The organism is Rhodoferax sp. RT4P68 (genome assembly GCF_056521305.1).
The window spans coordinates 32188-55858 of sequence record NZ_JBWMBB010000010.1; the positions used below are offsets into that span (position 1 = coordinate 32188).

Below are 23671 nucleotides of genomic sequence, written 5' to 3' on the forward strand. Positions count from 1 at the left end.
GCCACGCTGCGCTACACCGGTACGGCAGCTGGCCACAGCGCCCGATCCCGCCACGCAGCCTGTCGACCCCCTCACGGCGAGGCCCGCAGACGGCGTCGGTGCACCAGGTACCACGCCGCCGGCACCACCAGCATACTCAGCAAGGGCGCGCTCACCATGCCGCCCACCATCGGCGCGGCGATCCGCGTCATCACCTCCGACCCCGTGCCCTGCCCCAGCAGAATGGGCAGCAGGCCGGCCATGACGACGGCCACCGTCATGGCCTTGGGCCGGACGCGAAGCACCGCACCTTCGCGAATGGCAGCCAGCAAGGTCTGCTCGTCGTCGCGCTCGCCGGCCGCCAACCGGTGCGCGTGGGCGTTCTTCAGATAGACCAACATCACCACGCCGAACTCGGCCGCCAGCCCGGCCAGCGCGATGAACCCCACCGCCGTCGCGACGGAGACGGCATGCCCCAGTGCCCAGACCAGCCAGAAGCCACCCACAAGTGAGAACGGCACGGCCGCCATCACCAGCAGCGCATCGCCGGCCGAGCGGAACAGCACGTACAGCAGCGCAAAGATGAGCACCAGCGTGGCTGGCACGACGACGCGCATCCGCTCGGTGGCGCGCTCCAGATACTCGAACTGGCCGGACCACGACACCGCGTAGCCCGCCGGCATCGCCACCTGGCTGGCGACCACGGCCTGCATCTCGTGCACCACCGAGCGCAGGTCGCGCCCGCGCACGTCGACATAGACCCAGCCCGACAGCCTGGCGTTCTCGCTGCGCAGCATCGGCGGCCCGTCCTGGATGGAGATGCGCGCGACATCCTGCAGCAGCACCGTGGCCCCCTTCTCGGTGACGAACGGCAGCTGGCGCAGGCGTTCGAGCGAGTCGCGCATCTCCCTCGGATAGCGCACGCTGATAGTGAAGCGCTCGCGACCGGCCACGACTTCGCCGACGTTGTCCCCGCCGATGGCGGTCGACACCACGGCCTGCACGTCGGCCACGGACAGGCCCAAACGGGCCGCCGCAGCGCGGTCGACATCCACGTCGATGTAGCGCCCACCGGTGAGGCGCTCGGCCAGCGCGGACGAGACCCCGGGCACGCCCTTGACCGCTGATTCGATCTGCGCCGCGAGCCGGTCGATGGTGACCAGGTCCGCACCCGCCACCTTGATGCCGACAGGGCTCTTGATGCCGGTCGCCAGCATGTCGATGCGGTTGCGGATCGGCGGCACCCACACGTTGGACAGGCCTGGCACCTGGACAACACGGTCCAGCTCCTCGACCAGCCTGTCCGGCGTCATGCCCGGTCGCCATTGGTCGCGCGGCTTGAACTGCACAGTCGTCTCAAACATTTCCAGCGGCGCCGGGTCGGTCGCCGTGTCGGCGCGGCCGGCCTTGCCGAAGACGCGCGCCACCTCCGGCACGGTCTTGATCAACCGGTCGGTTTGTTGCAGCAATGCCGATGCCTTGGAGATCGAGAGGCCCGGCAGCGCCGACGGCATGTACAGCAGGTCGCCTTCGTCCAGCGGTGGCATGAACTCGCCGCCCAGGCGCGACAACGGAATAACCGTCACGGCCAGGACCAGCGTCGCCACCACCAGCGTCGCCTTGGGCCAGCGCAGCACCGCTTCGAGCGCCGGCCTGTACAGAGCCATGAGGCCACGGTTCACCGGATTGGCGCTCTCTTGCGGGATGCGCCCTCGGATGAGGTAGCCCATCAGCACCGGCACCAGCGTGACCGACAGGCCGGCCGCGGCGGCCATGGCGTAAGTCTTGGTGAACGCCAGGGGAGCGAACAGCCGGCCCTCCTGCGCCTCCAGCGTGAACACGGGCAGGAACGACAATGTGATGACCAGCAGCGAGAAGAACAGCGCCGGCCCAACTTCGACCGAGGCCTGCGTGATGAGCGCCCACCGTTCGGTGACGGTGGGCGGCCTGCCGTGCAGGGCCTCGAAATGCTCCAGGTGCTTGTGCGCCGCCTCGACCAGCACGACGCTGGCATCGACCATGGCGCCGAGGGCGATGGCGATGCCGCCCAGGCTGAGGATGTTGGCGCTAATGCCCTGCCAGTGCATCACGGTGAACGCGGTCAGCACGCCCACCGGCAGCGTCACCACCGCGACCAGCGCGGAGCGCAGGTGGAACAGAAACACCGCGCACACCAGCGCCACCACGATGAACTCTTCCACCAGCTTCTCGCGCAGCGTGGTCACGGCCCGGTCGATCAGCCTGGACCGGTCATAGGTCTCCACCACCTCCACGCCGGGCGGCAGGCTGGCCTTCAACCCGGCCAGTTTGGCCTTGACGGCCTCGATAGTCGAACGCGCGTTCTTTCCCGAGCGCATGACCACCACACCACCGGCGACCTCGCCCTCCCCGTCCAGCTCGGCAACGCCGCGCCGCATCTCCGGCCCCAGCTGCACGAAGGCCACATCACGCAGCAGCACGGGCGTGGCGCCGCTGGCAGACAGCGGGATGGAGCGGAAGTCGTCCAGCGACTTCAGGAAGCCCTGCGAGCGCACCATGTACTCGGTCTCGGCCATCTCGACGACGGAGCCGCCCGCAGCTTGGTTCGCATTCTTCAGAGCCTCGACGACCATGCGTTGCGTCACCCCGAGCGCGCGCATCCTGTCCGCATCGAGCACTACCTGGTACTGGCGGACCATGCCGCCCACGCTGGCGACCTCGGCCACGTCCGGCACGGTCTTCAACTCGAACTTCAGGAACCAGTCATTCAGCGCACGTAGCTGCCCCAGGTCGTTCTGGCCGGTGCGGTCGACCAGCGCAAACATGTAGACCCAGCCCACGCCGGTCGCGTCGGGACCAAGCGCCGCCGTGGCCCCCGGCGGCAACCTGCCCTGCACCTGGTTCAGATACTCGACGACGCGCGAGCGCGCCCAGTACGGATCGGTCTTGTCGTCGAACAGGATGTAGACGAACGAGTCGCCGAAGAAACTGTAGCCGCGTACGGTCTTCGCCCCTGGCACGCTCAGCATCGTCGTGGTCAGCGGGTAGGTGACCAGGTCTTCGACGACCTGCGGCGGCTTGCCGGGGTAGGTGGTGCGCACGATCACCTGGGTGTCCGACAGGTCGGGCAGTGCATCCACCGGGGTACGCGCGACGGACCACAGGCCCGCAGCAACGAGCGCGACGGTGGCGAGCAGCACCAGAAAGCGGTTGCCGATGGACCATCGGATGAGCCCGGCGATCACTTCGCGGCCCCGGCTTTCTGCACGCTCAACAGCTCCCAATCCATGGGGCCGCCGCCCTTGAATGTGAAGTCGACGGTGTCGCCTGGCTTGATGCCCGCGAAGGCACCCGCATCCGCCTTGCCGAACCCCATGGTCATCGCCGGCCATTGCAGCGCGGGCACCGGGCCATGCGAAATGGTGATGCCACCGGCATCAGCACTCTCCACCTTGCCGCTGGCGCGGTAGACACCGACCAGCGCCGACGCAGCAGCCGCTGCGGGCATGGGCGACGCAGCACCCATGGCGCCCAGCACCGACTCGAGCCGCGCCTCCGAGTCGATCAGAAACTGGCCGCTGGTCACCACCTCATCGCCCTCGCGCAGGCCTTGCAGCACTTCGAGCTGCTCGCCCAGATCGGCGCCGAGCGTGACCTCACGCGGCGCGAAGGCGCCCCCCTCCTGCCGCACGATGACCACGGCGCGTACACCCGTGCGGATGACAGCTTCGGCCGGCACGACCAGGCGCGAGGCCGTGGCACCGGTCACCTGGAGTTTGAGCAGCATGCCCGGGACCAGCCTGCCCGCCGTGTTGTCTACCTCGAAGCGCGCCTGCAGCGTGCGGGTGCTCGCGCTGATCTGGGGCAGGATTTCCTTGAGCTGCCCATCGAAGGCCAGCGACGGGTCGGCTTGCAGCGCGGCCCGCACCTTCTGGCCGCGCACGAGCCGCACGGCCTGGGCCTCGGGCACTTCTGCCACGGCCCAGACCTTCGCCAGGCCCGCGATGCGAAACAGCGTCATGCCGGGCGACACTGCCACACCCTCGCGTACGCCCAGCTCCGCCACCACGCCGCTGCTGGGGGCACTCAGGGTGAACCGTGCCTGGGCGGTGCCTGTCGCCTCGCTCTGCTGCACCAGTGCGTCCGGAATCGACATCGCGCGCATGCGGTCGCGGGCCGCGGCGACGAGATCCGGCGCGGCGCCCGCCCGCTGCAGCGCCAGCAGCTCGTTCTGGGGCGCCAACCACTCGGGCGCGAAGAGGGTGGCGAGCGCCTGGCCTTTGCGCACCTGCTCCATCGGGGCGCGCACAGCGAGCCGCTCCACGTAGCCGGCCACGCGGGTCTGCACGGCAACGCTCAAGCGTTCATCGAACTGCACTGCACCGACCGCTTCGAAGGACGAGGCCACCTCGGTGCGTTTCACCGTGGCGGTGCGAATGCCCAGGTTCTGCTGCACGCCAGGGCTGATCTTCACGCCGGCATCGCCCGCCGCATCGGCGTAGACGGGCACCAGCTGCATGTCCATGAACGGCGACTTACCCGGCTTGTCGAAACGCGGCCCTGGCACCATGGGGTCGTGCCAGTACAAGGGCGTGCGCTCACCGGCCGACGCAGCGGCGGCCGGCCCCATGCCGGTGCTGGGCGCTGCAGGCTGGGTGGATCGACCTGCGAAGAAGCCACCTGCCGCCAGCAAGATGGCGGCTGCCACCACGGCGGCGATGCGTGCTGCGCGCTTCATGGTGCGACTCCGTCGACGATGGGCTTCATGGCCAGCTGGGCCTGCGCCCTGGCCAGGTCGCGCTGCAGGGCCAGCAGCTTGCGCTGTGCCTGCACCTCGGCATGCCGGGCCTCGAAGAGCGCCGTTAGCGCCGTCTGGTTGGAGCGATACGCCGCCATCGCCAGCTGCGTACGCTGCTGGGCAGGCGCGAGCACCGCAGCGCGGTAACTGTCGACGCGGCCCGCCAGGCGCACGGCATCGCTGGCGAGCGCGAGGTACTCGCCACGGGCCGAGCGTTCGGCCTCCGCCCTGCTGGCTTCGGCCTTGTCAGCCAGCGCGAGCTTCGAAGCGACATCGCGGTCCTGCCGCTGGGCGGGGGCGATGGCGAGCGGGATGCTGACGCCGACCGACACCATGTCCGGGTAGCCGGCGCGCTGCCCGTAGCTCAGCTCCCAGGTCCAGTTCGGGCTGCGGTTCACGCGGGCGAGACCCGCTTCATCGCGGGCCAGCACGACCCCGCGCCGCGCCGCCACCACGGCCGGATGGCGCTCGACATAGTCTGCCTCCGTCACGTCGTCGAAGGCCGCCGGCGCCGCCAGCACGTCCACGCGCGCGCCGACCCACCGCTCCAGCGCCGCGTGGGCAGCCGCCTGCTGTTGGCGCAACTCAGCTGATTCGTCCTCGACCATGCCCAAGGCCGCGGCCCATCCCAACACCTCGTGGGCGCTGCCCGCTGCGGACGACTGGCGTGCGCGCGCCGCCGCCAGGTCCTCACGGGCGTGGCGCTCGTTCAGCGCGGTCCACTGCATGGCCTGTCCGGCAAAGTAGGCGTCCAGATAGGCCAGGCCGGTCTGCAGGCGGACCTCGGCCGCGGTGGTCTGCAGCGAGGCCGCCTCCAGGCCCACCATCGCATCGGCGGCAGCTTGCCGCGCCGCGCGCTTCTCGGCAGACAGCCATTCCTGCCCCACGCCGATGCGCTTCATCGTCATCACATCGCGGGTGCTGAAACGGTCGCCGCCGGAGACGGGCAGGTTATCGATGCCGGCGCGCAGCACCGGGTCGGGCAGCTGGCCTGCGGCGCGCGCGGCCTCGGTGGCCCCGAGCACGCCAGCGCGCGCGGCCCTGGCGGCTTCAGACCGTTGAACGGCCTGGCGCAAGGCTTTGTCGAGCGTGAAAGATTCCGCCCCTGCAATAGCGGGCAACAACGCGACAGCCATGGCGGCTGTGCGCAGGAAAAAAGGGATGGGCATGAAAACTCCGTAGACGTATGGCAGCGATGCCGGATGCGGTCGTGCCGCACCGGCGCCTGTCAGTCAACGGAGTGATTCAAACCCTGAGTCGCAGCGTGGCGAGAAAGACGGCGGCCGGGGGTGGCCGCGCCCGCGGTACGGCCGTCCAGCGGTTGACCTGCGCGTCTGCGGGCAGCAACGTGAACGGCAGCACGAACAGTTGCAGCAGCAGCGGCGCCGCCACCGCCGGGGCCTTCACGGTGTCCAGCGATTGCGGCGCACCAGCAGAAAACTGCGCGCACAGGGCCGGCTGCTCCGCGTCCATGCCCTCGCAAGGCTCGCCTGCGGCCATCCTCTCGGCCATGGCGGCTGCGGTCTGCTGGGCCGGGCAGACGTAGTTCGCCAACGCCAGCTGCGCGAACAGCAGCGAGAGCACCACGCAGAACGTGGTGGTCAGGCGGTGGAACAAGCGTCGGCCCATGGAGGTGCGCAGTCTAGCGCCGGTGGCTCAGCCGCGGCCTCAGTTGGCGGTCTGGATGGACATGACCGTGAACGCACCATTGATCTTGTCAGCCGTGAACTTCACCTTGTCGCCGTCCTTCACCGTGTCGAGCATCTTGGGGTCCGCGACGCGAAACACCATGCTCATGGCGCCCATGTCGAGGTTCGGAATCGGCCCGTGGCGCAGGGAGATCTTGCCCTGCTCCTTGTCGATTTTCCGGACCTCACCCTCGACCATGGGAGCGGCTGCCGATGCTGGTGCGGTTTGGGTTTGCGCCTGTGCGCCAAGGGTGGTGGCGAGAACGGCGGCGGCGAGGATGTGAGAGAGCTTCATGGTGGTTTCCTTCAAGATTGCGGATAGCGGGCAAAGACGGTCTCGCGCCCACGCTTGTCGATCAGCAGAACGACGTAGGGGTCTCGGGTATCCCCCATCTCCATCCCGGGCGACCCGACCGGCATGTCCGGCACGGCGAGCCCGATGGCGGTCGGATTCATGGCAAGCAAGCGCTTGACCTCGGCCGCAGGTACGTGGCCTTCGACCACATAGCCGTTGACGATGCCGGTGTGGCAACTGCCGAACTTGTCCGGCAAGCCGTACTTGCGGCTCACGTTCGAAGGGTCCTGCACCTCTGTGACCTTCACTACCAAGCCGGCCGCCTTCAGGTGATCCACCCACGCGCCACAGCAACCGCAAGTCGGGCTCTTGAACACCTCCATCGGCGGCAGGGACGTGGCGGCAAGAGCCGGCAGGCCATGCGCCGCCGCACCCACAGCCAGCGCAAGGACGACGTTGCGGCGCTTCACTTGACGGTCACCTTGCCGACCATGCCGGCTTCGAAATGCCCGGGCAGCAAGCAGGCGAACTGAAACTCGCCCGCCTGGGTGAACTGCCACACGATCTCGCCGCTCTGGCCGGGCTTGACGTGGGCCATGTAGGCCTCGTCGTGCTCCATGCCGGGGTTCTTCTTCATCTCCACGGCGTGCTTTTTGAGTTCCGCTGGCGTGCCGAGCACCATCTCGTGCAGCACCTGGCCCTTGTTCCTGGGAACGATCTTGACGATTTCGCCGCGCTTGACGGTGATCTGCGCCGGGGTGAAGCGCATGGTGTCGGCCATGTCGACCGTGATCGTCCGCGTTGCCTTCCTGGGGTCGCCTTCCTGGCCGAAGGCCGTCGGCTCGACCTTGGAAGCATCGAACTTGCGCGTGCTGTGGGTTTCGTCGCCGTGGGCAAACGACAGGTTGGCAGCGGTGAGGGCACCGACGGCTGCGAAGGCGACGAGAAGCTTCTTGGTGGCGATGTACATGGTGTGATGTCTTTCGAGGTGGGATCGATCAGTGGCCGGAATGGGCGCCCGAAGGCTTGCGCACCGTGAGCGTGTTGGCGTCCGCTGCGGGCGCGGGTGCACGGGCAGGCTGCTGGACTTCGCCCTGGAACTCATAGGACACGGTGCCGGCCGGATGCTTGTAGGGCGCGGGCTCCTTGTAGTCGCCGGGCCGCACGTCATCGCGCACCTTCACCACGCTGAACATGCCGCCCATCTCGAGCGGACCGAAAGGCCCGGTGCCGGTCATCATGGGTAGGGTGTTGTCGGGCAGCGGCATTTCCATAGATCCCATGTCGGCCATGCCCTTGTCGCCCATCACCATGTAGTCGGGTACCAGCTTGGTGATGCGCTCTGCCACGCCCTTGTGGTCGACGCCGATCATGTTGGGCACGTCATGGCCCATGGCGTTCATCGTGTGGTGCGACTTGTGGCAATGGATCGCCCAATCGCCTGCGGCAGCATCGAACTCGAAGGCCCGCATCTGGCCGACCGCGATGTCGGTGGTCACCTCCGGCCACCGGGCCGACGGAGGCACCCAGCCCCCGTCTGTGCCGGTCACATAGAAGTGCGGCCCGTGCATGTGGATCGGGTGGTTGGTCATGGTCAGGTTGCCCACGCGCACGCGCACCCGGTCGCCGGTGCGGCACACCAGGCTGTCGATGCCCGGGAACACGCGGCTGTTCCAGGTCCACATGTTGAAGTTCGTCATCTCAGCCGTCTTCGGCGTGGCGGCGCCGGGCTCGATGTCGTAGGACGCAAGCAGGAAGACGAAATCACGGTCCACGCGCATCTGGCGCTGGTCCTTGGGGTGGATGATGAACATGCCCATCATGCCCATGGCCATCTGCGTCATCTCGTCCGCGTGCGGGTGGTACATGTGCGTGCCGGCACGCAGCAAGGTGAACTCATAGACAAAGGTTTTGCCGACGGGAATGTGCGGCTGCGTGAGGCCACCGACGCCGTCCATGCCGCTGGGCAGCATGATGCCGTGCCAGTGCACGGTGGTGTGCTCGGGCAGCTTGTTGGTGACGAAGATGCGCACCCGGTCGCCTTCCACCGCCTCGATGGTCGGCCCCGGGCTGGAGCCGTTGTAGCCCCACAGGTTGGCCTTCATGCCGGGCGCGAATTCACGCACGACCGGCTCGGCGACCAGGTGAAATTCCTTGACGCCGTTGTGCATGCGCCAGGGCAGGCTCCAGCCATTCAGCGTGGCGACCGGGTTGTAAGGCCGGCCCGTGCTGGGCATCAGCAGCGGTTGCATGGCAGGCGACGTCTGGTAGACCGCCTCCGGGAGGGATGCGGCACCGACGCGGCTGACAGCCGTGGCGCCCAGGGCGACGGCACCGGCCGTCTTGAAAAAGTTTCTGCGGTTCGACATGTGGATTTCTTTCAATGGCCAGCGGCCGCTTCCGAGGCAGCGCCGGGCGCAGCACCCAACGCACTGCCGCCCGGTGACCGGCCCGTCAATGCGCTCTGCAGATTGGTTTCGGCGACCCAGAAGTCGCGCAGGGCTTGCACGTAATCCGCAACCCCACGCACCTGTTCGCGCGAGTCGGACAGCAGCTCGAAAACGCTGATCAGCATGCCGTTGTAGCGCAGCAGGTTCTCCTCGGAGATGCGCTTGCGCAGCGGCACGACCTCGTCGCGGTAGTGCCTGGCCAGGTCGAAGGCCGTGCGGTAGGCTCCGTAGGATTCGCGCACCTCGGACTGGGCATTGACGGCCACTTCCGCTGTGCGATGCACCGCCTGCAGGTACACCGCTTCGGCCCGGTTGGTCCGCACCGATCCGACGTCGAACAAGGGAAGCTCCAGTTCGATCTCGAACCCGTTCGCCCGCGGGCTTCCACTTTCGCTCTTGTTGGTGTAGCCCACCTCCAGCACGTTGATGAAGCGGGTGGCCTTGGTGAGTCCATAGGCGCTTGCAGTAGAGGCCGCCGCGCGCTTGGCCATTAGCACGTCCAGCCGTTTGTCCAGCGCTGTCCGCTCGGCATCCACCGGCTGCGTTGGTGCTTTCGGCAGATCGGGCAGCCGGTCTGGCAGCTTGAAGCCAAGCTGCTCGCCTGACAAGCCAAGCAGCCTGGTCAACCGCTCGCGCTCGGCTTGGGCTTGCTGCTGCGCTCTGGCCAAGCTCGCGGTCGCGTCTGCATAAAACGCCTGCTCGCGCATCTGCGCCAGTTTGTTGAAATTTCCGGCCAACACCATGCGCCTGGCCAGCTCGTTCGAAGCATCCGCCGCTTCCTTCACCTGGCTGTAGTAGCGCACCAGCTCCTGTGCCGCCACGGCGCCGAAGTAAGCGCGACGCGTCTCCGAGGCGACGCCCACGGCTTCGTAGGCGGCCTGGAACTGCGCCTGCTCGAAGTTGCGCTGCTGCATCTGCGTCGCTCTCGGCATGGTGATGATGCTCAGGATGTTGAACATCACTGCGCGCTCGATCTCGACGACACCGGAACCCGACATCCGTCCGAAGCTCAGCAATGGATTGGCGAGCCGGCCCGCTTGCACCAAATTGGCCTCGGCGATGCCGAGCTGGTGGAGGTTGGCCTGCAACCCACGGTTGTTGAGCAGCGCCAGTTCGACGGCGGTGTCTGCGCTCAAGGGCTGCTGCAGGAGGTCTGCGACGCGCAGCTTGGCTGCACTCGAATCCTGATCGGTTCGCTGCAGGGCGACCGACTGCCCGATTCTCTCCTTGGTGAGATCAGACACGCGGCCCATGCCGCCGTCGGGCGAGTAGGAAGCGCAGCCTGCCAGGACCAGAACAGCGCTTGCTGCCACGGTGATGCGCATCATGGTTTGGCTCCTGGCATCGGATGGCCCTGATGGCCCGGGTTCATCGGCATAGCGTGCCCAGGCATCTGGCCTGGCGCATGCGAGGCGGGGGCGGCACCACTGCCGTGGCCAGATCCGCCGGGTGCCTTGCCCACATCGTCGTTCAGCCGGCGCCAGTCGCCCGCCTTGATGTCCGTCCACGGCTTGTAGTCGGAGAAAGCGGACTGGTAGGACAGCTGTGGCGAAGGAGTGGCCGTTTGGGCGTCAGAACTTGGTTGGGCAAAAACGCCCAACGGCAGGCTCAGCGCCACGGTAGGCGCCAGCCACGGAAGAAAGTTTTTCATGGTTCGAAGACATCTTGAACGCCGACAGTCAGGTCGGCACGTGCCCGCGCGGTGTACGCGCGAGCCCCATCAGGCCTCTATCGGAGGCCTCGCTGGGTCAGATGCTTCGTGGTGGACGCTCAAGACCACCCGGCACAAAGCTCGGGGGGTGTGAGGAGATCAGGACGGATGGAGCCGAGGCCACGTCCGCAGGCGTGAACAAGACGGTTTGGCCGAGCGGCGCCGGTGTCAGCGAGCAGAAAGCTGCACACATGGTGCACTTGTCTTGAGCCGATGTGGAGTCGGAGTGATCGTGAACGGCATGGGGCGCATCTGGGGCCGCCTGGTCGTGTGCGTGCGTCGATGCACCGCCGTGCCCATGGGCTGCTGGCGCATCTTTGATCACCAGCATCTGAGTACTCGGCGCGTCGTCAACTCCAGGCGGGCACAGCATGGCCGCCGCCATCACGCCCCTCAATGGGAGAAGCGCGCACAGAAGAATCAGCAGCCAATAGCGGAGTTGGTTCACAGGTGGACAAGTGCGAAGAGCAGGTGGCAACTTACCGAGCGGAACTTCAAAACGGAAATGGCGCAGGGTTGGCGAAGCGGTCACTACAGCTCAACATCAGGCACAACTGTATCAGTCCAAGGTTGACCTAGAGGCGCAAGGCAGATGACAAATTTGTCACCCGGTGTATGCCAAAACCCGCACCATTTTTCTGGCCGTACAACACGATACGGTGCTCCTCCGCCAATCTACTTTTGCTTGGCGAGCCACTTGTCGAACTGCGCAATCTCCTTCTTCTGCGCCACGATGATCTGCTTGGCCATGGCCTTCATTTCGGGCGACTTGCCGTTGGCAAGCTCCATCTCCGCCATGTTCAACGCTTGCTGGTGGTGAATCTTCATCATCATGGCGAAGTCTTTGTCGGTGTCACCCGTCATCGACATCTTCTGCATGGCATCCATGCCCATCATCATGGACGCCTTCATGTCATGCGGCCCAGCAGCGCCCTTGTGCATCTGACCCATGGGCATGTTGGCGGCCGGCGCCGTAGCAGGGGCAGGGGCAGTTTGGGCCTGGGCTGCTGCAATCCAAAGGGCCATCAACGGCACAAGGCACGTGGCCCTCAGGGTATTGATCTTGCGATCCATCAAGTTCTCCAAATAACGCGTTGAGTGCGAAGTGCGCCATGGCGGCCGGGCTGTCACTGCAGAAATGCTCAAGCCCATTCGCCGGAATCTTGTCGCCGCACTATCGCGCTTCAATCTACAACTCGGCGCTCATGACCGCGTAGGAGGGCGAGACAGCGTAGCGTAGGCACGCACGCTGGCCGATATCCTTAGGTCGTCACGCTGGCGTGTAGCCTGCCTCGACAATTGCCGCCTCTAACGTCTCGCGGTCTTCCGAGGTGTCTACGCGCACGCGGTGGCGGGCGAGATCGATTTCGACCACAGCCTGCGGGTCGGTCTGCTTGATGGCCTTGGTGACGACACCGACGCAATGGCCGCATGTCATGGAGGGAAGCGTCAGTTCGAGCATGGTTGATCCTTCAGGTGGTGAAATCAGGCATGTTCGACCTTGCCACGGTGGTAGGGTCAAGCGAACTTGTGGCAGTCCCTGTTCCATGCAGGGTTTCTAGCGCGGCGTGCCTTGACATTCCCATGATGGGAAGCCTGAGACTTGGCCGCCATACGCAACCTCGGGCTCTCCACCATGAACTCTGCCATCGCACCCCTTCAGCCCGGCGCTCTGCTCGACTGGAGCCTGCCCATCGAAGGCATGACCTGCGCTTCATGCGTGGGACGCGTCGAGCGCGCCTTGCAGAAACTGCCCGGCGTGGTCGAAGCCAGTGTGAATCTGGCGACCGAGGCGGCCAGCGTCCGGACGGCCCCGGACCTCGACCTCGCGGACCTTCGCGCTGCCGTCGAGAAGGCGGGCTACACGGTCGGCGAAAGCAGCGTGACGCTGGCCATCGACGGGATGACCTGCGCGTCGTGTGTGTCGCGTGTCGAGAAGGCCCTGCTGCGCGTTCCGGGCGTGTTGCGGGCCGAAGTGAACCTGGCCACCGAGTCGGCGTCCGTCACGCTGGACGCGCGCCAGATCGACGAGGCAGCGCTCATCGCTGCAGTGGAGCGCGCGGGCTACGTGGCGCGGCCACGGCATGCCGAGTCCGGGGGGGACGCCGGGGCCGGCGCAGCCACCGGGCGAACGTCGGAATGGTGGCCCGTGGCGGTCGCTGCGGCCCTCTCGGCACCGCTGGTGTTGCCGATGGTCGGCCTGCTGTTTGGCCAGCACTGGATGCTGCCCGGCTGGATCCAGCTCGCACTGGCCACCCCAGTGCAGTTCTGGTTGGGCGCCCGCTTTTACCGTGCGGGTTGGAAGGCGCTCAAGGCGGGAAGCGGCAACATGGACTTGCTGGTCGCCTTGGGCACCAGCGCTGGCTATGGTCTGAGCGTGGTGCAACTGCTGCGTTACGGCAACCAGAGCATGCAGTTGTACTTCGAGGCCTCGGCCGTGGTGATCACGCTGGTACTGCTGGGCAAATGGATGGAGACCCGCGCCAAGCGCCAGACCACCGAAGCCATCCGGGCGCTGAATGCATTGCGCCCTGAGACCGCCCGCCTGCGCAGGGACGGCGCTGATACCGAGGTGCCCGTCGCGCAGGTGCGCGTCGGCGACTTCGTGGTCGTGCGTCCCGGCGAGCGCCTGCCGGTGGACGGCCAGGTGATCGAAGGCAGCAGCGACGTCGATGAATCACTGATCACGGGTGAAAGCCTGCCGGTGGCCAAGCACGTCGGCGACAAGGTCACCGGTGGCGCGGTCAATGGAGAAGGCCTGCTCGTGGTGAAAACGACGGCGGTGGGCGCCGAGTCGACGCTGGCGCGCATCGTGCGCCTGGTCGAATCGGCACAGGCCAAGAAGGCGCCCATCCAACGGCTCGTGGACCGGGTGAGCGCGGTCTTCGTGCCGGTGGTGATCGGCATCGCACTGGTCACCGTGCTGGGCTGGGGCTTGACCACGGGCGACTGGGAAGCGGCCATCCTGAACGCCGTCGCGGTGCTGGTGATCGCCTGTCCCTGCGCGCTGGGCCTGGCCACGCCGACGGCCATCATGGTGGGAACCGGTGCCGCCGCCAAGGTGGGCATCCTCATCAAGGACGCAGAGGCTTTGGAAGTGGCGCACGGTGTGACGGTGGTCGCCTTCGACAAGACCGGCACCTTGACCGTCGGCAAGCCGGAACTGATGGCAGCACTGCCAGCCGCGTGGACCGACCGGGCCGCGCTCCTGTCTGCCAGCGCTGCGGTGCAGGCCGGCAGCGAGCATCCGCTGGCTTCGGCCGTGCTGAACACGGCAAGAAGCGAAGGGCTGGCCATGGCGCCCGCAACGGCCGTGCGCGCCGTGTCGGGCCGTGGTGTCGCGGCCGTCGTGGAGGGGCGCGAGCTGCGGCTGGGCAGCAGCCGATACATGCAGGAGTTGGAGGTGGACACGACGACGCTCGCCGACGCGGCGGCCGAATGGCAGGCGCGTGGCTGCACGGTGTCTTGGCTGGCCGAGGTGCCGTCTTCCGGGTTGCCATCCAGTCCACCAGCAAGCGCATCGGCACAGGCACCAGCCTTGCCCCCGTCCCTACCACGTCTGCTGGGCCTGCTGGCGTTTGGCGACGCCCCGAAGGCCAGTGCAGCAGCGGCTGTCACGGCATTGCAGAAGATGGGCATCCGCTCGGCGCTCATCACGGGCGACAACGCTGGCAGCGCCAAAGGCGTAGCGCAGGCGCTGGGCATCACCGATGTACATGCTGACGTGTTGCCCGAGCACAAGGCCGACATCGTGGCGAAGCTGAAAGCCGGTGGCGACCGCGTCGCGATGGTCGGGGACGGCATCAACGACGCGCCCGCGCTGGCCATTGCCGACGTCGGCATCGCCATGTCCACGGGCACCGACGTGGCGATGCACACGGCGGGCATCACGCTGATGCGCGGCGACCCGGCGCTGGTGGCCGACGCCATCGACATCTCGCGCCGCACCTACGCCAAGATTCGGCAGAACCTCTTCTGGGCCTTCATCTACAACGTGGTGGGCATTCCGTTGGCCGCGTTCGGCTTGCTGAGCCCGGTGATCGCGGGTGCGGCAATGGCTTTCAGCAGTGTCAGTGTGGTCGGCAACGCGCTGCTGCTGCGGCGCTGGAAGGGAGCACCGCGATGAACAACGCCGAGCAGTTCAACATCGGCGAGGCCGCTGCGCGTTCGGGGGTGTCCGCCAAGATGGTGCGGCACTACGAGTCACTCGGTCTGCTGCCGACGGTGGCGCGCACCGACGCCGGGTACCGTCGCTACAGCGACAAAGAAGTGCACACGCTGCGCTTCATACGCCGTGCGCGCGATCTCGGTTTCAGCATGGCCGAGATCGCCGAACTGTTGAAACTCTGGCAGAACCGTCGACGCGCCAGCGCCGAAGTGAAACGCATTGCGCTGCAGCATGTCGCTGATCTGGAGCTTCGCATGGCGGCGATGGCTCAAATGCGCGACTCTCTAACGCACTTGGCCGAGTGTTGCCAAGGTGACCACCGCCCGGATTGTCCCATCCTCGACGAACTGTCCGGTCACGCGTCAGTTGCCTCGTGAGCGACAGTTTCCGGCCGGTGCGAGAGTTGTCGCCGGACGAACCATGCGGTCACCAGCGGCAGCAGGACCCACTGCAGCAGCGGCGCCATGCCGATACCGGTGCCAGGCGCCAACGGCATCGTCGGCAGGTAGCGCCAAGTCCCGATCCATTGACCGCGCGTCGCCAGCCATTCGATGGCGGCGGTGATCGAAACGCCGACCCCGGTGAACAAGGCCAGTTGCCAGCCAGTCGCTGCCACGATCCAGAGGCGGCTGTGCGCGGCAGCAGCGACGAGGCCGTATGCAAGCAGCATGATCACCGCGTCGCCGACGGTAGCCTGCAAGCACGCCCTTGTCGCCTGCGCGTGCGGCATGTCGGCCATGCCGGCATACAAGGGAGCTTGCAAGATCTCCCAGGCGAAATTGAGCAGCAATGCGAAGACCGCCACGTTGAACTCGGGCGCGCCCGTCGCGGCATCGATTGCTTGCCTGGCGCTGGTCCCGAGACACTTAGTTCGCCACATGGGAGTCGCGCCGCTGTGCTAGATCGGTGACGGCATTGGTGGCGTGCAGTGACCACCAGCTCGGCCGGGCCAGCAGAAGTCCCAACACCACGAGCAACGGCAGCGCCAGCAACCCGTAGCTGAGATGTTCAACAAGGCCGAAAAGCCAGCCCCCTGCGGCCGAGCCCAGCGCTTGGCCGAGCCCGGCTGCTGCAGTCAAGGCGCCCATCACGACGCCCAGCCTTCGCGGTGAAGACTTAGCGGCCGAATACGCAATCACGGGCAGCACCAGCCCAGTACCTGCCGAGGTCAGACTGACACCCAGGTACATCCAGGCATCTGCATGACCCACAGCCAGGATGGCCAACCCTGCGACAGCCAACAGAAGGCCCGCACTGATCAAGACGCGCGCAGCAATCTTCTCGAGCAGCGACGTGACGAAGAGCAGTGCGTTGATGCCCAACATGACGAGGCTGCACTCCGCGAGCATGATCGCGGCCTGTCGCGAAGACTGGCCGGCCTGTTGCTGACCTTGCAGCACGATGCCTAACTCAAAGCCAGCCAGCACAAACATCACCGTCGCGTTCAACCAGAGCAACCCGACCGGGTTCCCCAGTAAGGGACTCGCCGACTCGGCTTGCGCTGGTGCGTCATGGTCAGATGCCGCTGGCAAGCTGGCCAACAGCCCCACCATCATCACCCCGCCAAGCAAGGCCGATAGCGCCAAGACAACCTGGGCCGACAGCGCAGCAGAGACCGCTACACCGGTGACCCATGGCCCGACTGCATTGGCCGCAGCGCTGAGTGCGGGGCCGAACAGGAAACCCAGCAGCGACATGGCTCCCAACCATGCGAAGCGCCGCGCCCGCTTGTCCGGGGGCGTGTGTTCGGCCACCAGCGCAGCCACCACAGGCACGATGGCCGCGACGAAGAAGCCGGTGGCTCCCCGCTGGGCATACAGGCCCGCGAGACCCGACTCAACGGCGATCGAGAGGGCCAACAGCAACAGCGAACTGGTGACGTACCCGACGAGCCCGATGATCAGGATGCGGCCGCGCCCCAGATGGTCCGAGACGATCCCCCACAGTGGTGCCCCGAGCAGAACGCCCGCCGCGTAAACACTGCTGAGAAATCCCACGTGGCGGGCGACTTCAGCGGCGCTCGCATTCGGTACCACTGACATCAGCCACCCCGGCAACACTGGCAACAGTGACCCATAGCCGGCGGACACGATGAAGACCGAGCCCGCCAACCACCCCAGCTGTACAGGTCCCAGCTCGCTTGTGCGGGGTCGCGGCGCCTTCATGGTCCCACGCTGATGCCGTTCGGGCCTCGACCGACCGGCACCGTCGCGACCACCTTGCGATTGACAATGTCGATCACCGACACGGTGTTGGCGTACGTGTTGGTCACGAAGGCATGCCGCCCGTCCCTATTCACTACCACCCCATGCGCCCCGGCGCCGGTCGTGATCGTCCCGGCCACCTTCATGCTCCCCACGTCGATCACGCTGACGGTCGTGCCCGGCTTCTTCGGCGTGCCTTGGTTGGCGACAAGGACGAGCTTGCTGTCAGGCGTCGCGTGCAACTGGATCGGCACCGGTCCGACTGCAATTTTGCGGATCACCTTGCGGCTCACCGGATCGATCACCGCGACCTTGTTCTCGCCAGACAAAGATACAAAACCCCATCGGCCGTCCGGCGTGAAACCTACCTGCGCCGGGCCTTTCCCTGCCGCGATGTGAGCGACAGGCTTTTGCCCCTCTGCATCGATGACCGACACCGTGCCGTCCTTGAGATTGGCAACCCAGACCTGTTTGCCATCAGGCGTGATTCGAAGGCCGTGGGGCGAAGCACCGACAGCGACGACCCCGACGACGCGCCGAGCCGCGGTGTCCACGACGCTGACGGTGTTGTCGCCGCCATTGGTGATGTAGGCGGTTCGCCCATCGTCTGCCACCACCACATGGGCCGGATGCTTGCCCACGGGCACCTTGGCGACGACCGCATCGGTGCTGGCATCGATGACCCACACCGCGCCGGCACCCGCCATCGCCCCGTGCTCGGCCTTTGGCATTGATTTGGCCGGCATCTCTGCCGCCTTGGCGGGCTCACCATTGTTGGTAACCCACACCCATTTGCCGTCGGGGGAGACCTGCACGTTGTGCGGACCCAGCCCGACCGGGATGCTGCCAGTCTGCTTGAAGCCTGCCGCGTCGATGACGCTGACCGTGTTCGCCCCTTCATCGGCAACGTAGACCTTGCCCGTCGTTGCAGATGCAGACCCGGCAATGGCGAGCACGGCGAACTGGGTGGCAACAAGCAAGCTTTTGATATGGCTGGTGATCATGTGCGAACTCCTGGAAAAGACATTGGGCAGGCGCTACGGCGCCCGCGTTGACTGCAAGACATCATGTGGGGTTCGGCGCGGGTGCCCTACAGCACCACCGGCTTGTCCGGCAGCTCGTTTCGGTCGTGGATGTCCAAGGGGAAGTGCGCCTTCAGTTGCCACGTCACCGCCTGCACGCCAGCCACCACGCCACTCTCGAAGTTCGACTGCCTGAAGGCCGCCTCCATCTGGCGGCAGACCGTGCCCCATACCTGCGAATCCACCTTGGCGTTGATCCCCCGGTCCGCAACGATCTCCACGGCCCGGTCCGCGAGCAACAGGTAAATCAGCACGCCCGTCCTCTGCTGCGTGTCCCAGAGACGCAGGTGCGAGAACAGATCGATCGCACGTTCTCGGGCCGACTGGCCCTTGAACAACGGTGCTCCGTCCAGTCCCCCTTCGACCACGAAACGGATCTCTCCGGCGTGCTCGGCCTCGCTGGCCTGGATGGCCGCTTCGATCTTGGTCAAGATGCCGGGGCCGAAGCTTCGACTCACCTGGCCGTCGGTCGTCAGCAGGTGGCGCGCGATGCGTTGGATGTTCATCTCTACCACCTTCCCGACCCACCGCCGCCACCGAAGCCGCCACCGCCACCGCTGAAGCCGCCGCCACCGCCACCGCGATAACCGCCACGACCACCGCCGCCGTAGTGGCCACCCATGCCGCGCCCCAGCATGCCACCCCCAACCAGGGTCAAGAGCAGCGCCACCACGCCCGCGACCAATGCCATCGAAAGGGCGCCGACCACGAACCAAGCGATCCCCGCCACCACACCGCCCGTGACAAGCGCGCCGGGCACTTTGCCCAGCTTAGAGCGCAGCACGCCGCCGATCGCGAGCGCCAGAATGAACAGTGTGGGCGCGTATTGCTGAACATCGCCAACGCCCTGACTAGACCGGACGCTCGGCGCCGGCAACGCCTCGCCGTCGACCACGCGGATGACTTGTTCAACGCCGGCCGTGATGCCGCCATAGAAATCCTGGCTCTTGAATCGCGGAAGGATGGTTTCGCTGATGATGCGTTGGCTGGTGAGATCGTTCAGCGCTCCCTCCAGGCCGTAACCCACCTCAATGCGCATCGCGCGATCGTTCTTGGCAACCACGAGGATCGCGCCATCGTCTACCTTCTTGCGGCCAAGCTTCCATTGCTCGGCCACGCGCAGCGCATACTGTTCGACTTCTTCCGGCGCTGACGAGGCGACCATCAGCACGGCCAGCTGGCTGCCTTTGCGGGCTTCGAACGCGGCGAGCGTTTGTTCCAACGCGGCCTTCTGCTCTTCGGTCAGCGTGCCGGTCTGGTCGATCACATGCCCTGAAAGGGGCGGCACGGCGACGAGCGCTGCGCTGTGCGTGGACCAGCCCAATGCACACATCAGCAAGCCTGCAGACAGCAGCGATCTGCCGAACTCGAAAGCCCTGTACAAGCTGCCCACTGCCATCATTTGGACGCTCCCGGACCTGGGCCAGCGGGCTTGGGTGGCGCAGTGTCGAACCCGACGCTGGGCGGCTTCGCGATGTCCTTCTCGTTCTCAACCGCAAAAGTCGGTCTTTCCTTGTAGCCGAACACCTTAGCCGTCAGGTTGGACGGGAAGGACCGCACCGTCACGTTGTAGTCCTGTACGGACTTGATGTACCGGTTGCGCGCCACGGTGATCCGGTTCTCGGTGCCCTCCAGTTGCGCTGACAGGTCGCGAAATCCCTGGTTGGCCTTGAGGTTCGGATACTGTTCCGAGACCACCATCAGCCTGGACAACGCGCCGGTCAACTCGCCCTGCGCCTGCTGAAATTTCTGAAACGCTGCGGGATCGTTGATCAGCTCCGGGGTGGCCTGGATGGATGTCGCCTTGGAGCGCGCTTCGATGACCTTGGTCAGCGTGTCCTGCTCGAACTTCGCCTCCCCCTTCACGGTGTTGACGAGGTTGGGGATCAGATCGGCACGGCGCTGGTACTGGTTGACGACCTCAGCCCAGCCCGCCTTGACCTGCTGGTCCGTGGTTTGAAAGGTGTTGTAGCCGCAGCCGCTGAGGCTCAAGGCCGTCACGGCGACCAGAATGGCAATTGGTTTACGCATGGAGTTCTCCAGATATCGAGGTCAATTGGAAGTTCGTGTCGAGGGCCGGCTTGCAACGCGCTGCGAACCGAAGGCATGGTCGTGCCGAAGCGAGAAGTGCAGATAGATCACCGCGCTCAAGAGCGCCGCGAACAGGCACCACACCGAGATGAACCACTGCGCGTAGAAGTAGTACGCGGCACCGAAGGCCACCAGCGCCAGAGCCCCGAAGGCCTTGACCCATCGGTGCGAGGAAAGCAGCGGGCTCGCCGTGGTCGACAGCAGGTACAAAGTCATCGTCGCGGCGGCGAAGAAGTGCGGTGAAACGTATTCGATGTGCTGCCCGGTTGCCCGCGAAACCACCGGGTAGACCAGCAGGATGTAGAGCAGATAGGCGGCGACTGCAGCGCCGCCCAATGCGAACCCAAGCAGCACGCGCCGCCGGCGTCCTGGTGGCTCGACCAGCCATACCACCAGAGGCACGTAGACCGGCCACAGCACATGGGAGAAAAAGGAATATGCGTAGGTCATGACGGAGTTCAGCAGCGGAGCATCCGTGCTCAACGTCAGCCAGACCACGCCTTCGATCAACTGCTGCAGGGCGAACAACAGCGGGACCGCACCGAGGGGCAAGTCACGCCGATCATGCGTGGCCTGCGCCGACCGCAGCGTCAGCGTGCCCATCCCGAGCAAACCTGCGCCTGCAGCAAAACTGGCCGTGGCTGAAAAGCACATTCAGCGTTCCCCTTCCCGGCGCCCAGCGCAACCGGGACACAACGCGAGACGCTCGTCGAAACTGCAGACCGACGACAGGCAACGGCCCGTTATACGGCCGCCACGGTGGTGCACCATCACGCCCCGCTGCTCACTTGGCGGAGCCGGGTCGGGGGTGCGCATCCATGCGCTCATGTTGACGCTTTGGCCGGGGTGCTGGCGCCAGTCGTCGTCGCAGCCGGTGATCCCGCCCGCTTGATGCCAGGGAGCTTGGTGCGCTTGAGCATCAGGGCGTTGATGGCCACCACCGCCGAGCTGCCCGACATCGAGAGCGCGGCGATCTCCGGCGACAGCGTGAAGGGGTAGAACACGCCTGCAGCAACAGGGAAGGCGATCACGTTGTAGCCCACCGCCCACCACAGGTTCTGGTGCATCTTGCGCAGCGTGGCGCGCGACAGTTCGATTGCGCCGACCACGTCGTAGGGGTCGCTCTTCATCAGCACCACCTGGGCGCTTTCCATCGCCACGTCGGTGCCGGCCCCGATGGCGAAGCCCACGTCGGCCTGGGTCAGGGCCGGCGCATCGTTGATGCCGTCGCCCACCATGCCGACCTTGTGGCCCTGGTCCTGCAGTTCCTTGATCTTGGCGGCCTTCTGGCCGGGCAGCACTTCAGCCAGCACGATGTCGATGCCCAGCTCCTTGCCGATGCGCTCGGCCGTGGCCTGGTTGTCGCCGGTCATCATCGCGACCTTGACGCCACGTTCCTGCAACTTGGCGATCGTCGCCTTCGATGTGGGGCGCACCGCGTCGGCAATCGCGATGAGGCCGATGAGCTGGCCAGCGCGGGCCACGTGCACCACCGTGCGACCGGCACCTTCAAGCCGCGTGGCATCGGCCGCCAGCGCCGTCATCGACGCGGGGCTGACGTTCTCGGCCTGCATCAGCTTGCGGTTGCCCAGAAGCACGGTGTCCGTGGCGATGGTGGCGCGGGCGCCCTGCCCGTCGATGTTGGCGAAACCCGTCGCGACCTCGACCGGGGCGGCCCCAGCGCGCTTGAGCACCGCTTGCGCCAGCGGGTGTTCAGAGAACTTTTCCACCCCGGCGGCGACCGCGAGCAGCTGTGCCTCGGTGACACCGGGCGCAGTGACCATCTCCACCACGTCGGGCTGACCGACGGTGAGCGTGCCGGTCTTGTCGAAGACGACGACGGTCAGCTTGGTGGCGTTCTCGAGCGCCGAAGCGTTCTTGAACAGGATGCCGTTCATCGCCCCCAGGCCGGTCCCCACCATGATGGCCATCGGCGTGGCCAAGCCCAGCGCATCGGGGCAGGCGATCACGAACACCGTGATCGTCAGCGTGAGCGCGAACAGCAGCGGCTGGCCCAGCACCCAGAACCAAACAGCGAAGGTGAGCAAACCGACCGCGATGGCTGCCAGCACCAGCCACTGCGACGCCCTGTCGGCGAGCAGTTGCCCCGGCGCCTTGGAGTTCTGCGCCTCCTGCACCAGCTTGACGATCTGCGCCAGTGCCGTGTCGGCACCGACCTTGGTGGCCTTGTAGCGAAAGCTGCCGCTCTTGTTGATGGTGGCGCCGATGACGGGGTTGCCGACCACCTTTTTCACCGGCATCGATTCGCCCGTCAGCATGGACTCGTCGACCTGCGAGCTGCCTTCGGTCACTTCACCATCGACCGGGATCTTGTCGCCCGGCTTGATGACGACGGTCTCGCCGGCCAAGACCTGCGCCGTGGGCACCTGCGTCTCGACGCCGCCGCGCACGACGGTGGCCATGGGCGGTGCCAGGTCCATCAGCGCCCGGATCGCATCTGACGCGCCCGCGCGGGCACGCATCTCCAGCCAGTGACCCAGCAGGATGAAGACCAGCAACACCGCCGATGCCTCGAAGAACACCTCGCTCTCGTAGAAGAACGTGGCGCCCACGCTGAACAGGTAGCCCGTGCCGACGGACAGCACGATCAGCGTAGCCATGTTGGCCACCTTGCTGCGCGCCGCACGCACGGCTGCGACCAGGAACGGCCAGACCGGGTAGGCAATGGCCCCGGTGGCCGCGAAGAAGAGAAAGAGCTTGCGGTCCATCCCAAACGGCACGGAAAAGTTGCCGAACATCTCACCCATTGGCGAGTAGATGAACACCGGCACGGCAAACACCAGGGCCACCAGGAAACGGTTGCGCATGTCGTCGGCCATGCTCTGCATCGACATGCCGGGCGCATGGCCCATGTCATGCATCATGTCGGCCTTCTGGCCGGAAGGGGGGACACCGGGCGCCGCATGATCGGCATGGCTTGCGTGGCTTGCGTGGGCATCGCCGCTCGGCTTGTGGCCCGCCGCATCACAGAGATGGGCCGGAACCAGCTCACCGCGACAGTGGTAGCCACAGTCGACAACGCGTTGCCGGATGGCATCCACCGTGACCTGCGATTCGTCGTAGTGAACGGTCGCGCTGCCAGCCACGTAGTTGACCTCGGCGTGATGAACACCTGGCAGCGTGGAAAGCTGCCGGAGGACCCCCGCCGCGCTCAGGGTCGAGACCAGTTCGCCGACTTCGATGGTGCGGCTTTTCATGTTGCTTC

Annotated in this window: 21 protein-coding genes; 2 read left to right on the plus strand and 19 right to left on the minus strand. The window is 66.2% G+C overall.

Annotated elements, in window-relative coordinates:
• Positions 1-71: 71 nt before the first annotated feature.
• The 11 genes from AC099J_RS20520 to AC099J_RS20570 form a co-directional block, all read right to left on the minus strand.
• Complete coding sequence (locus tag AC099J_RS20520; protein ID WP_479617136.1) at positions 72-3203, minus strand: efflux RND transporter permease subunit; 3132 nt, start codon at positions 3201-3203, stop codon at positions 72-74.
• Positions 3200-4696 (minus strand): efflux RND transporter periplasmic adaptor subunit, encoded by a 1497-nt coding sequence (locus tag AC099J_RS20525; protein WP_479617137.1) that lies wholly within the window; start codon positions 4694-4696, stop codon positions 3200-3202. The genes AC099J_RS20520 and AC099J_RS20525 overlap by 4 nt, the downstream gene beginning before the upstream one ends.
• Entirely contained in the window at positions 4693-5925 is a 1233-nt protein-coding gene (locus AC099J_RS20530) for a TolC family protein (RefSeq protein ID WP_479617138.1), read from the minus strand. Before AC099J_RS20530 ends, AC099J_RS20525 begins: the two co-directional genes overlap by 4 nt.
• Before the next feature lie 76 nt (positions 5926-6001).
• On the minus strand, positions 6002-6385 hold the full coding sequence (locus AC099J_RS20535) for a hypothetical protein (RefSeq protein WP_479617139.1): 384 nt from the start codon (positions 6383-6385) through the stop codon (positions 6002-6004).
• 39 nt (positions 6386-6424) lie between these two features.
• The gene (locus AC099J_RS20540; protein WP_479617140.1) at positions 6425-6739 is read right to left on the minus strand and encodes a copper-binding protein; all 315 of its coding nucleotides are present in this window, start codon (positions 6737-6739) and stop codon (positions 6425-6427) included.
• 11 nt (positions 6740-6750) lie between these two features.
• Positions 6751-7209, minus strand: a complete 459-nt coding sequence (locus AC099J_RS20545; RefSeq protein ID WP_479617141.1) for a DUF411 domain-containing protein — start codon at positions 7207-7209, stop codon at positions 6751-6753.
• Positions 7206-7709 carry a cupredoxin domain-containing protein gene (locus AC099J_RS20550; RefSeq protein WP_479617142.1) on the minus strand — a complete coding sequence of 168 codons (504 nt, stop codon included), beginning with the start codon at positions 7707-7709 and terminating at the stop codon, positions 7206-7208. The genes AC099J_RS20545 and AC099J_RS20550 overlap by 4 nt, the downstream gene beginning before the upstream one ends.
• A gap of 28 nt (positions 7710-7737) precedes the next feature.
• A complete protein-coding gene (locus tag AC099J_RS20555; RefSeq protein ID WP_479617143.1) occupies positions 7738-9108 on the minus strand; it encodes a multicopper oxidase family protein in 1371 nt (456 codons plus the stop codon).
• Between the two features lie 11 nt (positions 9109-9119).
• Positions 9120-10517, minus strand: a complete 1398-nt coding sequence (locus AC099J_RS20560) for a TolC family protein (RefSeq protein ID WP_479617144.1) — start codon at positions 10515-10517, stop codon at positions 9120-9122.
• 1058 nt (positions 10518-11575) lie between these two features.
• Positions 11576-11974: a DUF305 domain-containing protein gene (locus AC099J_RS20565; protein WP_479617145.1), complete on the minus strand. Its 399-nt coding sequence runs from the start codon at positions 11972-11974 to the stop codon at positions 11576-11578.
• A gap of 196 nt (positions 11975-12170) precedes the next feature.
• Positions 12171-12362 carry a heavy-metal-associated domain-containing protein gene (locus AC099J_RS20570; RefSeq protein WP_479617146.1) on the minus strand — a complete coding sequence of 64 codons (192 nt, stop codon included), beginning with the start codon at positions 12360-12362 and terminating at the stop codon, positions 12171-12173.
• Positions 12363-12536: 174 nt separating this feature from the next.
• Here AC099J_RS20570 and AC099J_RS20575 point away from each other — a divergent pair, with 174 nt between their 5' ends.
• Both AC099J_RS20575 and cueR read left to right on the plus strand, forming a co-directional pair.
• Positions 12537-15026, plus strand: coding sequence for a heavy metal translocating P-type ATPase (locus tag AC099J_RS20575; RefSeq protein WP_479617147.1), 2490 nt, complete (start codon positions 12537-12539; stop codon positions 15024-15026).
• Entirely contained in the window at positions 15023-15445 is a 423-nt protein-coding gene (gene cueR, locus AC099J_RS20580) for a Cu(I)-responsive transcriptional regulator (RefSeq protein ID WP_479617148.1), read from the plus strand. Before AC099J_RS20575 ends, cueR begins: the two co-directional genes overlap by 4 nt.
• Here cueR and AC099J_RS20585 read toward each other — a convergent pair.
• The 8 genes from AC099J_RS20585 to AC099J_RS20620 form a co-directional block, all read right to left on the minus strand.
• Positions 15424-15873 carry a hypothetical protein gene (locus AC099J_RS20585; RefSeq protein ID WP_479617149.1) on the minus strand — a complete coding sequence of 150 codons (450 nt, stop codon included), beginning with the start codon at positions 15871-15873 and terminating at the stop codon, positions 15424-15426. The two genes, cueR and AC099J_RS20585, sit on opposite strands and share 22 nt — an antisense overlap.
• A gap of 61 nt (positions 15874-15934) precedes the next feature.
• Positions 15935-17233, minus strand: a complete 1299-nt coding sequence (locus tag AC099J_RS20590; RefSeq protein WP_479617150.1) for an MFS transporter — start codon at positions 17231-17233, stop codon at positions 15935-15937.
• Positions 17230-18276, minus strand: coding sequence for a YVTN family beta-propeller repeat protein (locus AC099J_RS20595; RefSeq protein WP_479617151.1), 1047 nt, complete (start codon positions 18274-18276; stop codon positions 17230-17232). The genes AC099J_RS20590 and AC099J_RS20595 overlap by 4 nt, the downstream gene beginning before the upstream one ends.
• A gap of 86 nt (positions 18277-18362) precedes the next feature.
• A complete protein-coding gene (locus AC099J_RS20600) occupies positions 18363-18860 on the minus strand; it encodes a TPM domain-containing protein (RefSeq protein ID WP_479617152.1) in 498 nt (165 codons plus the stop codon).
• A gap of 2 nt (positions 18861-18862) precedes the next feature.
• Entirely contained in the window at positions 18863-19756 is an 894-nt protein-coding gene (locus AC099J_RS20605; RefSeq protein ID WP_479617153.1) for a TPM domain-containing protein, read from the minus strand.
• Complete coding sequence (locus tag AC099J_RS20610) at positions 19753-20385, minus strand: LemA family protein (RefSeq protein WP_479617154.1); 633 nt, start codon at positions 20383-20385, stop codon at positions 19753-19755. Before AC099J_RS20610 ends, AC099J_RS20605 begins: the two co-directional genes overlap by 4 nt.
• Before the next feature lie 21 nt (positions 20386-20406).
• Positions 20407-21099 carry a DUF6629 family protein gene (locus AC099J_RS20615; protein ID WP_479617155.1) on the minus strand — a complete coding sequence of 231 codons (693 nt, stop codon included), beginning with the start codon at positions 21097-21099 and terminating at the stop codon, positions 20407-20409.
• A 170-nt stretch (positions 21100-21269) separates the two neighbouring features.
• The gene (locus tag AC099J_RS20620; RefSeq protein ID WP_479617156.1) at positions 21270-23663 is read right to left on the minus strand and encodes a heavy metal translocating P-type ATPase; all 2394 of its coding nucleotides are present in this window, start codon (positions 23661-23663) and stop codon (positions 21270-21272) included.
• Between the last annotated feature and the right edge of the window lie 8 nt (positions 23664-23671).

Coding starts and splice junctions, on each gene's coding strand:
- AC099J_RS20575 (WP_479617147.1), top strand. CDS start 12,537: ATGAACTCTGCCATCGCACCCCTTCAGCCCGGCGCTCTGCTCGACTGG.
- cueR (WP_479617148.1), top strand. CDS start 15,023: ATGAACAACGCCGAGCAGTTCAACATCGGCGAGGCCGCTGCGCGTTCG.
- AC099J_RS20555 (WP_479617143.1), bottom strand. CDS start 9,108: ATGTCGAACCGCAGAAACTTTTTCAAGACGGCCGGTGCCGTCGCCCTG.
- AC099J_RS20610 (WP_479617154.1), bottom strand. CDS start 20,385: ATGCGTAAACCAATTGCCATTCTGGTCGCCGTGACGGCCTTGAGCCTC.
- AC099J_RS20550 (WP_479617142.1), bottom strand. CDS start 7,709: ATGTACATCGCCACCAAGAAGCTTCTCGTCGCCTTCGCAGCCGTCGGT.
- AC099J_RS20600 (WP_479617152.1), bottom strand. CDS start 18,860: ATGAACATCCAACGCATCGCGCGCCACCTGCTGACGACCGACGGCCAG.
- AC099J_RS20530 (WP_479617138.1), bottom strand. CDS start 5,925: ATGCCCATCCCTTTTTTCCTGCGCACAGCCGCCATGGCTGTCGCGTTG.
- AC099J_RS20605 (WP_479617153.1), bottom strand. CDS start 19,756: ATGATGGCAGTGGGCAGCTTGTACAGGGCTTTCGAGTTCGGCAGATCG.
- AC099J_RS20615 (WP_479617155.1), bottom strand. CDS start 21,099: ATGTGCTTTTCAGCCACGGCCAGTTTTGCTGCAGGCGCAGGTTTGCTC.
- AC099J_RS20595 (WP_479617151.1), bottom strand. CDS start 18,276: ATGATCACCAGCCATATCAAAAGCTTGCTTGTTGCCACCCAGTTCGCC.
- AC099J_RS20590 (WP_479617150.1), bottom strand. CDS start 17,233: ATGAAGGCGCCGCGACCCCGCACAAGCGAGCTGGGACCTGTACAGCTG.
- AC099J_RS20540 (WP_479617140.1), bottom strand. CDS start 6,739: ATGAAGCTCTCTCACATCCTCGCCGCCGCCGTTCTCGCCACCACCCTT.
- AC099J_RS20560 (WP_479617144.1), bottom strand. CDS start 10,517: ATGATGCGCATCACCGTGGCAGCAAGCGCTGTTCTGGTCCTGGCAGGC.
- AC099J_RS20620 (WP_479617156.1), bottom strand. CDS start 23,663: ATGAAAAGCCGCACCATCGAAGTCGGCGAACTGGTCTCGACCCTGAGC.
- AC099J_RS20535 (WP_479617139.1), bottom strand. CDS start 6,385: ATGGGCCGACGCTTGTTCCACCGCCTGACCACCACGTTCTGCGTGGTG.
- AC099J_RS20525 (WP_479617137.1), bottom strand. CDS start 4,696: ATGAAGCGCGCAGCACGCATCGCCGCCGTGGTGGCAGCCGCCATCTTG.
- AC099J_RS20565 (WP_479617145.1), bottom strand. CDS start 11,974: ATGGATCGCAAGATCAATACCCTGAGGGCCACGTGCCTTGTGCCGTTG.
- AC099J_RS20570 (WP_479617146.1), bottom strand. CDS start 12,362: ATGCTCGAACTGACGCTTCCCTCCATGACATGCGGCCATTGCGTCGGT.